Here is a 10,231-nt window from a genome sequence, read left to right on the forward strand (position 1 = left end):
GCTCGCCCTGGCCTGCATGATCCTGGAGCCGTGTAACCTGCTGATTCTGGACGAACCGACGAACCACCTGGACATCGCGAGCTGCGAAGTGCTGACGGAGATGCTGTCGAATTACAACGGCACTCTCATGATCGTCTCGCACGACCGGTATCTTCTCAACGCGACCACCGACAAAACCCTGGCGCTCACCGGCACTGGCAGTATGGTCTTCTTTGAAGGCAACTACGCCGCCTGGCGCGAAGCGCAAAAGGCGAACGATCCCGCCGCGCGTCCTAAACTCGATCACACTAAGCTTGAGCCAGTAAAGAAAACGGCGCCGGCGCCTGCTCCCGCGCCTGTCGTTAAAGCCGCCCCCGCTCCCGCAGCAGTCGCCAACGGCGCTGGCGGCGGAGGCAAGTCCGGCCTGAACTTCCGTGACCTCAGCAAGGCGCGCACGAGGGCCAAAGAACTCGTTGTCAAGACGGAAGCCAACGTCAACAAGATCGAAGCGAGCATCGGTGAATTGGAAACGAAGCTCGCCTCCCCCAGCGAGTCCGTGCAGGAGATGGTGACTTTGGCCGCAGAACACACACGGCTTCAAGATGAGCTGATGGGGGCGCTGTCGGCGTGGGAAAAGGCGGTTGCGGAACAGGAAGAGTTAGGGTAGGCGGAGCAATCGTTCGTCGGGCATAAACCCCGAATAAAAACTCGGGTTTTATACCCGGGTTCGTAGTTCTCATCGAGAAATTCCCCATTGACAACCATCCCCGCGCTCGGTATAATAACAACCAATCGACCGGCGCATTGTCGTCACCGCGCCGCGCAGCGGCCGTGGGGACCTTGCCCTCGTAGCTCAGTGGATAGAGCAACGGTTTCCTAAACCGTGTGTCGGCGGTCCGATTCCGCCCGAGGGCGCCACATCCACTGACTTCCGCGCCGGACGGTCGTGATACCTGGAGAGGTCGCATAGTTGGTCTAGTGCGCCCGCCTCGAAAGCGGGTGAGGGTAAAACCTCCGAGAGTTCGAATCTCTCCCTCTCCGCCATTTCCCCATCGTCCATTCTCAAAGCTCCGTACGTGTACGGGGCTTTTTGATTGTCATCATGTTCTGAACTTCCCGCCGGATCTCCGCGCCATTGGCGTATGTCACCAGATAAGTGACGGCGCGCAGGCCTGCCTGGTCCTCGGGAGCGTTCGGAATAATCTTCTCATTCGCCTGTAATTGTTTCCTGACCAGCACCGTCAGCGGGAGCGGGTTCTTCTGAATGATGACCGTGTCGCCCGGCATGAGTTTGTTCAAATTGCGGCCGGCGTTCGCCTTGAGGAAATCCGAGAAGCTGACTTTGTTTTTTCGGGCGATCGCATAACCCGTCTCGTGCGGCTTGACGGTGTACTCCTTGGCGGGGGGCGGGGTCCAGCTGAACGCCGCCGCGTCTTCGGGCGAACTTTTGATCCGCGCGGGATCGACGGCTTTGCGCGACACCACGACGTGCTCTGAAAACTCCGGCTCGCCGACTACTTTCGAATCTGGCGGCTCCTGGGCAAAGTGCTCCTTGATGAGATCCAGGGTTTTGTCGGCATCCTTCTCAGTGGGCAGCGCCACCGTGACATGCTTGTTGACGGAGATCGCGTATGCGTACACATGCAGCTTCAGACGGCCGGCGAGCTTATCCTGAGCCGTCTCGGGACTGTCGATCGGCTCACTGCCCGACACATGAACGAACTGCACTTTTTGCAGCCGGATGACGTCTTTGGGGCCGACGTCAAATCCCGCCGCTTTCCGTTCCGACGCAGCAAGAACTGAGTTGGCGGTCTGCTGATTTTGCACGGTGACGATTGGCTTACCATCGATCAAGATCGATACCGGCTGCCCCAGATGGCGCTGATAGGCGATGTAACCGCCCCCGGCCAGCAGGGCGGCGACGGCGATTCCCGCCAGCGCTTTGAACAATTTTAGCTGCCGTCTCAAAGCGACGTCGGAGGCGAATTCGTCGTGTGTGTGCGGCGTTTCGTCGTGTGAGCTGGATTCGGGGAAAGGCGTTTGTTCGCTCATGTGAGTGTTCGTTCGTTCTTTTTCGCGTGGATATGAGCAAAAAACGCCCCGCAGTCGATGGGACTGCGGGGCGTATCGGTGATGGGCGTTCTATTCCCAGGGGCGGGCGCTGGCGACGCGGGTGCGCTGGATGGCTTCCGTCAGAGCGCGCTGGAGCTGCGTGTCATTCTGCAGATCGTACGTCGCTTCCGGATGCTCGCGCAGATAGGCGTACATTTTGCGCTGGTCATCGTCCGTGTACTTCACCGTGATGTTCGGCTCGATACCCTTGTGGTTGATATCATTCTTCATCGCGGTGTAGTAATGCTGGGTCGTGATCAGGATCCCACTGCGATCGTGCAGGGGCATCACTGTCTGGACTAAGCCTTTGCCGAAGGTCTTTTCACCGATCAGCGTGCCGGATCCGGTGTCCTTGATCGCGCCTGAGACGATCTCGGCGGCGCTGGCGCTGCCGCCGTTCACCAGAACGACCAGCGGGAAGCGCAGATGGTTGCGGTGCAGGCTCGGGATCGCGTCGAGTGACTGCATCGGACCGGTACGGTCCTTAATCCACAGGACGGGGCCGGCCGGGATGAATCGGCTGGCGATGCGCTGGGCGATATCCAGCAGACCGCCGGGATTTTCGCGCAGGTCGAAGATCAATCCCTTCATACCCTTGCTTTGCAGGTCCAGAAGCGCGCTGTCCACCTGAACGTCGCTTTCCTCGTTGAAGACGCTCAGGGAGATATAGCCGATCTTGTTGACCGGATCGATCATGCTATGCTGAACGACTTCCTGCTGCACGGATTCGCGCGGCATGGTGATGACCACCGGGGCAGGGGCGTCCTTGCGCAGCAGCGTTAGGGTGACCTTTGTGCCCGCCTCGCCGCGAATGAGCTTGACGACTGCGGTGTCCTTCATCTTCAGCGTTGACTTGCTGTCGACCTTAAGGATGATATCGCCCGCCATTACTTTATAGCGCAGAGCCGGGCCGCCTTGCAGAACGCGTACGACATAGATCTGCTCGGCTTTGTTCGTGCCGAGAAGCGCGCCGATCCCCACGAACTCGCCGTGGTTATCATCCATCATGTCTTTGTACGCCTTCGGATCCACGAAGCGCGTGTAGCGATCCTTCAGCGAGCCCATCATGCCCCGGATGCCGTTGTAGGTCATCTGGGTCGAGTCAATGTCTTTGCCGTAGTAGTTCGCGCGCAGCGTCGTGAGAACGTCCGCGTATGTTTGATAGGGGGTGTAAGGACTGGTTTGCGCCTGGGCCGCCGTGAGATAGGCTGTTTCCAGTCGCATTGGCAGCAGTTTCGCGGCGGATACAAATTCATCCGCAGTGCGCACGCTGCGGAAGTCCTGGAAGCTGACGCCTCCCGCGAACGCAACGAACAGCAGTGACGCTACTCCCAAAGCCCTTCCCGCAAAATTCTTAATGGTCATTGTCGAAGTCCTAAATCCTGGTCTCTTTGTCCAAATCCCAATGTGTTAGCCGTGTATCGCCGGCAATCCCGCGACCTGTCCGGAGAGCAGACCGATCGCCTGCGTCAGCGGCTCCTCTGGCGACGCGTTGGGCGGTGTGACGATGTCGGGTTTGACGCCGATTTCGTTGAACACGCCGTGCGCCGAAGTAAAGAGCTGTCCGACCGTCATCGTGAAACCGGAGCCGTCGCGCAGGGCGACCGGAGAAACATCCGTCGCGTCGCCGAACGTTTTTTCGCCGACCAGCTTCGCGCCGCTGCGGTGCAGTGTGTCCGCGAGCAGCTCGGCTGTATTCGCCGTGCCTCGATTTACGAGCACCACGATGGGATAACCAATCGTGGTGGAGGGCTTGATCGCGATGGCGCTTTCCTTCTTGCCCTTCAGCTGGACAATGCCCAGAGATTTGGCGGTCGTCAGCTTGCCCGCGATCGCCGCGCCGCTATCGAGCAGGCCTCCGGGCGAGTTGCGCAGGTCCAGAATGAGACCCTTGGTGTCCGCGCCGAACGTGCTCAGCGCCGTACCGAAGGCTTCTGGAGCCGATTCGGTGAACTGCGTGATCTTGACATATCCGATGTTGCCGGGCAGGGTGCGCGAGGCGACGGGGGTGACTTTCGTCGGCGCTGTGTTGTCCAGGGTCAGAGTCTGCGGCTTGTCCTGGCCGGGCCGGGATACCGTCAGCACGAACTTATCCGAGGTGTCGCCGGTCAGCTGCTTCAAGGCTTCCGAGAGCGAGACGGCGGAATCGACCTTCGCCTGGATCTCCTTCGCCAGTTTATTGAATGAGACCGGATCGTTCTGTACGGCCTTCAAGTCCTTGGTGGCGGCGGTGATCGGGTCGTAAGTGGCGATCCACTTGCCGTTGATTTCGGTAATCACGTCTCCGGGCAGCAGGCCAGCCTTCTCGGCGGGACTGCCGGGGAGCGGCGCGACGACGGTCAGCCGGTATTCGATATATCCGGGGATATCGGTATCCTTCGTGGCTTTAGGGTCGCCATGCTGGAGCGAACGGATGAAGGTGGTTGCGCCTATCCCATGATAGGATCCCTGCATCTCCTCCTTGAGCTCCTGCATCTGGGCGGGCTCTAAGAAGCGCGATTGCGGATCGCCCAGGGAGGCGACCATCGCGGAGGCGGCGCCATGCGCGAGGATGGTATCGTCCGGGACCCCTTCCACGTAATTGCGCTTCAGCTTCAGATAAACTTCCTGAAAAGTGGCGCCAGGGTCGCTTCCTGCCTCTGCATCGTCCGTATCCGTGTCAGCATCCGTCGCTTTGGTTTTGGCGGCGCTGGTCTGATAGGAAGCGAGATGCAGACTTCCGGCGTGTCCGCCGTCTCCCTGCGCGGTTTGAATGGAGGCGAGATTGTGTCCAAGAGAGTGCTCGGGACCGAGACGCATCCCCAAAGCGAATGTACCTGCGGTCAGCGCGGTGAGCGCAGCGCCGGCGACTATTCCACGTGTTGAAATCGTCACTGGAAATCACGACCTTTCCGTCGATGAGGGCGGCGATCCGCCAACGTAAGCAATATGGCATTATACCATGCCGTCTTATCCTATATAAACGGAAAAACTGCCGGTTATGTTCCTGTATGCTTTGCCGGGGTTTCCGGGTATGATTAGGATGAGTATCCCCTCGGTTTTTAGAATACCCGCTGGATATTCAGCTCAATCCGCCTACGCCGCGCGCGTCAAATAATAATCGATGCGCGTCAATTCCCAAGTAACGGGTTTGAAAACAATTAACTTATGGATGATCGACAGTCTTCCCAGATTTTTCCCGGCGATACGCCGGACAATGACGGCCTCGAAGGCCGTAATGGTGGAAGTATGACAGCATTTGGACAGAATGGACATGCAATCGGAACGAGCGTGACGGTTCCGCCGCTTTCGGCGAACCAGCTTCGGGTGACCGATAACTTGGGGCAGCTGCTCGAAGTTTTGCCGCCGCCGCTGCGCGCCGTGCTCGAGCATGAAGAAACCGTGGAAGGTTTGATCGAAATCGTTCTCGACCTGGGCCGCGACGCCGAGGCGCGCTTTTCCGACGGGCGCGTGGTATGGCTGCGCGAAGGAATTCCAGTCACGAACGAGGACATCGCCTTTGTGACGGCGCGCGTTGGCGCTTTTGGAAAAGATAACCGGGCGGGCATCGAGCGCACGCTGCACCGAATTTCGGCCATCCGTAATCGGCAGGGCAAGATCATTGGTCTGACCTGTCGTATTGGACGCGCCGTCTTTGGGACAATCGATATCATTCGCGATATCGTCGAGTCCGGCAAGAGCATTCTGATGCTCGGACGGCCGGGACGCGGCAAGACGACCAAACTGCGCGAAGTCGCCCGTGTTCTTTCGGATGAGTTCGGCAAGCGCGTCATTATTGTCGACACCTCGAATGAGATCGCCGGCGACGGCGATATTCCGCATCCAGCCATCGGACGGGCGCGGCGCATGCAGGTGGCGACTCCTGAGGATCAGCACGGCGTTATGATCGAGGCCGTTGAGAACCATATGCCGGAAGTCGTTGTGATCGACGAGATCGGCGTGGAGCAGGAGGCCTTCGCCGCCCGCACCATCGCCGAGCGCGGCGTTCAGCTCATTGGCACGGCGCACGGCAACTCGCTGGAAAACCTGCTCATGAACCCGACCCTGTCGGACATGGTCGGCGGCATTCAGGCGGTCACGCTGTCCGACGAAGAAGCGAAGAAGCGCGGCACGCAGAAGACGGTTCTGGAGCGCAAGTCGCCGCCGACCTTCGACGTGATCATCGAGATCATGGAAGTCGATAAGCTGGCGATCCATCACGACGTCATGCGCACGGTCGACAAGATGCTTCGCGGCGGCCAGCCGCGTCCCGAGATCCGTGTGCGCAACGCTAACGGGCAGGTCGATATCATCCAGAAGTCCGATATCGAAGCTCAGCGCGAGCCGGTGGAGAGAACAGGGTCGCTGTTCGAAGACCACGGCCACGGTAGCAACAGCGGCGGAGGGGGCGCGCGTGAGGGATCGCGCATCGCGCCTCCGGCCGCCGATGGCGGGCCAGCCGCGCCGACGCTGAGCAACGGCAAGGCTCTGCCGGCGACGGTCACGATCTTCCCATACGGCGTCAGCCGCAGCCGATTGGAGCGAGCAATCCGCACACTGCGCGTCCCGGCCTTCATCGGTAACAACGTCAAAGACGGCGATGTGATCATCGCCTTAAAAGCGAATTACCGCAAGGAGCCGGCGAAGCTGCAAGAGGGAATCAGCCGTAACATCCCGACGTATGTGATCAAGAGCAACACCTACGTTCAGATCGAAAACGTGCTGCGCGAGATCTTCCGGATGCCGATTGAAATCTCCGAAGAAGATATGGCCGTTCAGCTCGCGGAAGAAGCGATCGAAGAGATCATCAATGATGAGAGCGGCGGTCTGAACTCGCTGGAGCTGGCGCCGCAAGGCCCGTTCCTGCGGCGATTGCAGCATCAAACGGCTGAGAACTACAAGATGCTTTCTGAAAGCATCGGCGCCGAGCCGAACCGCCGCGTTCGGATCAGCAGACCATAAGGGCGGAGCGATGTCGCTATTCGTAACATTCGAAGGCGTCGAAGGCGCCGGCAAGACGACCCAAATCGTCCGGCTCGCCACTCGCCTGCGCTCGATGGGCCGCCAGGATATTCTGGTGACCCGCGAGCCGGGTGATGGCGCCCTCTGCCGTGAGCTGCGGCAATTGGTGCTCGACCCGCCCGTCGGCGTTTCCGTCGACGAGCGGGCCGAGCTGTTCATCATGCTGGCCGACCGAAGCCAGCACGTCGCGCATACGATCCGCCCTCATCTGGATCATGGCGGCGTTGTGCTCTGCGACCGTTACGCCGATTCCAGCATGGCGTATCAGGGCTACGGGCGTGGATTGGATCGGGACGCCATCGCTTCCATGAACCAATTTGCGACCGGCGGCTTGACGCCGCATCGGACTTTGCTGTTCGATATCGATCCCGGGGTCGGCCTCACGCGCCAAACCCATCGCACGCGGATGGAAGGAGAGGCGATCGCCTTTCACACACGTATTCGGGACGGCTTTCAGCAGATGGCGGCCGCCGAGCCGGATCGGTTTCGGATCATCGACGCCTCGCTGCCGCCGGACAATGTCTACGACTTGGTGTGGGGCGCGGTGCAGGACCTGCTGGGCGACGCCGAATGAAACTCGTGGTCGCGATCATTCGCGAGCGGGAAAAGCAAAGGCTGCACGACCTGCTCATCCGTGAGGGCATTACGTACACCAAGATCGGCAGTACGGGCGGTTTTCTCCGCCAGGGGAACTGCACGCTTCTGATCGGTTCTCAGAATGACGCCGTGCAGCGCGTTCTGGACCTGATCAAATCATCGTGTAAATCCGAAGAGCGCTTCGTCAACGCGGCGGGCTTCGGCGAGCAGGGGGCGCTTTCCGGCGCCATGGCGGCGCTGCACCCACAGCCGATTTCCGTTGAATCCGGCGGCGCCGTCGCCTTTGTTCTGGATGTGGACAGCTTCCACAAATTCTAACGGTTCGTATTCAAATTCATGCTTGAAGAGATTGTCGGACAGACCAACGCGGTCGCTACCCTGGAGCACGCCTTTCAGGAAGGCCGATTGACCGGCTCCTATTTATTTGTCGGGCCGGACGGCGTGGGCAAAACCACGACGGCGCAGCTGTTCGCCGCCAAACTTTGCGGCGCGGCGTCGCCTGACGACGCCGTGACACGCCGCGTCTTCGCGGGAACGCATTCGGATGTGCGCATGGTGGAGCCGGCGGGGAAATCCAACACTATAAGTGTCGCCCAGCTCTGGCCGCGCTCAGAAAGCAAGGATCATCCTTCAGAGCGCGCTATGCTGCGCGACTTGCACTTCGAGCCCATGGCGGGGCCGAAACGAGTCTTCATCATCAGAGAAGCCGAAGGACTGCGCGGCGGCAACGGGACATCTGGAAACAGTATCCTCAAAACTCTGGAGGAACCGCCCGCTTACGCTCATTTTATTCTTACCGCGTCGTCCACAGCGGCCCTGCTGCCGACTATCGTTTCCCGCTGTCAGGTCATTCACTTTGGCTTACTCCCGGCGTCGGAGATCGAGACGGTGCTGATCGCGCGTCACGGCGCCGATCCCGATCAGGCGCGTTTCCTCGCCGCTTACTCCGAAGGGCGTATCGGCCGCGCCATTTCTCTCCTGCGCTCTCCAGAGCTTCTGGCCGGGCGCGACGAACTGCTGGACCTTGCCGACAAAGCGATGCGCGCCCCGCAGATCGCGAGTTTCAAGCTGGCTGAGGAGTTTCGCAAACTGGCGCCCAAACTGAAATCGGACGTGGGCGACGCCGGCGGCGACGAAAAGGAGCGCAGCGCGCGGGAGCCGGTTCTGAACGCCCTGAGTATGCTTGCGGTCTACTTTCGCGATCTGACGGCGCTGCGCGTGATGGGGGCTTCACGCGCGGTAATTGTCAATGCCGATCGCGGGGAGCAGTTAAAGAAATCGGTGACTGTCTATTCCGAGGAGGCGTTGATCAAGGCGATGTCGCTGATCTTCTCGATCCGTCAGGGGATTGAGCGCAACGCCAACGCGCAGCTGGCCACGGAACTGCTATTCGCGGAGCTTGCCGCGCTGCGGGGATGATTTGAACGCTTGAACGACTTTCGTGATCGTCGGTCGCGCGGGGGGCGCACGGTATGTATCTCGTGCTGTATCGAAAGCCTCATACGGTCATTGGTTTCGCCACCGGCGATCCGCCGCCATCCTTCGATGTGGCGGACAGCCAATACGAGCGCCTGCCCAGCCCCAAAATCACCGCGACATGGCGTGTGGACGAGCAATCATACCCCGTCGCGATCTTCTGCCGCCTCGCTCCGGGACACAGCTGGCCCGCCGACATCGAGATGCTCCCGCGTATGACCTGGGAGAACGACCGCCTTGTCTTCTGGCTCACCACCGAGCGCGACTTCGAACATCGCGATCTTCTCTGCGACGACGCCGTCCTCTACCGCTCCGGCCCACATTCCTACGCCTTTTGCTTCTCGCTTCTTGGTATTCATCATCCGTCGGTCGGCCACCCGCTGGTGTGGCCAAAGTTGTATTGACGAGTGGCCTACCGCCGCAGCACCGCGCCGTTTTTTGCGATCTCTCCAATAATCGTCGATGCAGCGCTCCGAACTGCGGGGTCCTTGTCATGCACTGCGATTTGTCCCAGAGTCGCCTTCGCTGTCACTGTCTCCATCGGCCTTCGGTAGGAGACGCCTTTGACGGCGAGTATCTTCCCCAGCGACTGTACGGCCGCGAGGCGATAGGGGGCGGAGGCATGCTTTTGGGCCGTCTTTGTGGCGAGCGCGATGTTGTCGGGGTCCGTGGAGGCGAGTGCGTTCAGAAGCGCGGGGTCGTCCTTTCCCGTGCTCCACTGGGCCGCGAGGCGACTCTCCCGGGGACTATCAATAAAGCAGTATTTGATGACGTACACTGTGGGCGTCAGGAAGAGGAGCAGCGCAACGACGCCGGTGATGCGCAGGATCCATTGCAGGGCTTTGGGCAGAGGCGGGCGCGCCGGCGCGGCGGTCTTTGAATTGTTGGAATCGGTCATGGAAACCATTATACCTGGGTGGGGGAATGACCGCAGATTTTGCAGGTTACAGGGTTGTAATCAATTATTTGATTGTGCTATAATATTTAGCCTTTATAGGGTCTGCATTTTATGCGACATTGTTGTTGCCCTATCACTTTCACTCGACTCTATTGCCCGATCGGAACT

The 10,231-nt window shown here is 59.9% G+C and carries 9 protein-coding genes, 2 tRNA genes and 1 pseudogene; 8 read left to right on the forward strand and 4 right to left on the reverse strand.

Annotated features, from left to right (window positions below):
* The 3 genes and pseudogenes from ABIZ35_RS02705 to ABIZ35_RS02715 form a co-directional block, all read left to right on the forward strand.
* Positions 1-646 (forward strand): annotated as a pseudogene (locus ABIZ35_RS02705) (hypothetical protein); the annotation flags it as partial.
* A gap of 175 nt (positions 647-821) precedes the next feature.
* Positions 822-897: transfer RNA gene (locus ABIZ35_RS02710), tRNA-Arg, on the forward strand.
* A 37-nt stretch (positions 898-934) separates the two neighbouring features.
* Positions 935-1,023: transfer RNA gene (locus tag ABIZ35_RS02715), tRNA-Ser, on the forward strand.
* Positions 1,024-1,041: 18 nt separating this feature from the next.
* Here ABIZ35_RS02715 and ABIZ35_RS02720 read toward each other — a convergent pair.
* From ABIZ35_RS02720 to ABIZ35_RS02730, 3 genes are all read right to left on the reverse strand, one after another.
* Complete coding sequence (locus ABIZ35_RS02720; RefSeq protein WP_348218332.1) at positions 1,042-2,031, reverse strand: LysM peptidoglycan-binding domain-containing protein; 990 nt, start codon at positions 2,029-2,031, stop codon at positions 1,042-1,044.
* Positions 2,032-2,121: 90 nt separating this feature from the next.
* Entirely contained in the window at positions 2,122-3,456 is a 1,335-nt protein-coding gene (locus tag ABIZ35_RS02725) for a S41 family peptidase (RefSeq protein ID WP_348218333.1), read from the reverse strand.
* Positions 3,457-3,501: 45 nt separating this feature from the next.
* Entirely contained in the window at positions 3,502-4,965 is a 1,464-nt protein-coding gene (locus ABIZ35_RS02730) for a S41 family peptidase (RefSeq protein WP_348218334.1), read from the reverse strand.
* A gap of 273 nt (positions 4,966-5,238) precedes the next feature.
* Here ABIZ35_RS02730 and ABIZ35_RS02735 point away from each other — a divergent pair, with 273 nt between their 5' ends.
* The 5 genes from ABIZ35_RS02735 to ABIZ35_RS02755 are packed head-to-tail and all read left to right on the forward strand — an operon-like array spanning position 5,239 to position 9,569.
* On the forward strand, positions 5,239-7,032 hold the full coding sequence (locus tag ABIZ35_RS02735) for a R3H domain-containing nucleic acid-binding protein (protein ID WP_348218335.1): 1,794 nt from the start codon (positions 5,239-5,241) through the stop codon (positions 7,030-7,032).
* A gap of 10 nt (positions 7,033-7,042) precedes the next feature.
* The gene (tmk, locus tag ABIZ35_RS02740) at positions 7,043-7,666 is read left to right on the forward strand and encodes a dTMP kinase (RefSeq protein ID WP_348218336.1); all 624 of its coding nucleotides are present in this window, start codon (positions 7,043-7,045) and stop codon (positions 7,664-7,666) included.
* The gene (locus ABIZ35_RS02745) at positions 7,663-8,007 is read left to right on the forward strand and encodes a cyclic-di-AMP receptor (protein WP_348218337.1); all 345 of its coding nucleotides are present in this window, start codon (positions 7,663-7,665) and stop codon (positions 8,005-8,007) included. The genes tmk and ABIZ35_RS02745 overlap by 4 nt, the downstream gene beginning before the upstream one ends.
* An 18-nt stretch (positions 8,008-8,025) precedes the next feature.
* Positions 8,026-9,108 (forward strand): DNA polymerase III subunit, encoded by a 1,083-nt coding sequence (locus tag ABIZ35_RS02750; protein WP_348218338.1) that lies wholly within the window; start codon positions 8,026-8,028, stop codon positions 9,106-9,108.
* Positions 9,109-9,161: 53 nt separating this feature from the next.
* Complete coding sequence (locus ABIZ35_RS02755; RefSeq protein WP_348218339.1) at positions 9,162-9,569, forward strand: hypothetical protein; 408 nt, start codon at positions 9,162-9,164, stop codon at positions 9,567-9,569.
* Between the two features lie 8 nt (positions 9,570-9,577).
* On the opposite strand, the gene ABIZ35_RS02760 is transcribed toward ABIZ35_RS02755, so the two are convergent.
* Positions 9,578-10,063: a hypothetical protein gene (locus ABIZ35_RS02760; RefSeq protein ID WP_348218340.1), complete on the reverse strand. Its 486-nt coding sequence runs from the start codon at positions 10,061-10,063 to the stop codon at positions 9,578-9,580.
* Between the last annotated feature and the right edge of the window lie 168 nt (positions 10,064-10,231).

Origin of the sequence: Capsulimonas sp., from assembly GCF_039929585.1 — a bacterium.
Lineage (GTDB): Bacteria > Armatimonadota > Armatimonadia > Armatimonadales > Capsulimonadaceae > Capsulimonas.

Bases quoted from the DNA above. Each gene is read 5' to 3' on its own strand.
- ABIZ35_RS02720 (WP_348218332.1), bottom strand. From the start codon at position 2,031: ATGAGCGAACAAACGCCTTTCCCCGAATCCAGCTCACACGACGAAACG.
- ABIZ35_RS02725 (WP_348218333.1), bottom strand. From the start codon at position 3,456: ATGACCATTAAGAATTTTGCGGGAAGGGCTTTGGGAGTAGCGTCACTG.
- ABIZ35_RS02735 (WP_348218335.1), top strand. From the start codon at position 5,239: ATGGATGATCGACAGTCTTCCCAGATTTTTCCCGGCGATACGCCGGAC.
- tmk (WP_348218336.1), top strand. From the start codon at position 7,043: ATGTCGCTATTCGTAACATTCGAAGGCGTCGAAGGCGCCGGCAAGACG.
- ABIZ35_RS02745 (WP_348218337.1), top strand. From the start codon at position 7,663: ATGAAACTCGTGGTCGCGATCATTCGCGAGCGGGAAAAGCAAAGGCTG.
- ABIZ35_RS02750 (WP_348218338.1), top strand. From the start codon at position 8,026: ATGCTTGAAGAGATTGTCGGACAGACCAACGCGGTCGCTACCCTGGAG.
- ABIZ35_RS02755 (WP_348218339.1), top strand. From the start codon at position 9,162: ATGTATCTCGTGCTGTATCGAAAGCCTCATACGGTCATTGGTTTCGCC.
- ABIZ35_RS02760 (WP_348218340.1), bottom strand. From the start codon at position 10,063: ATGACCGATTCCAACAATTCAAAGACCGCCGCGCCGGCGCGCCCGCCT.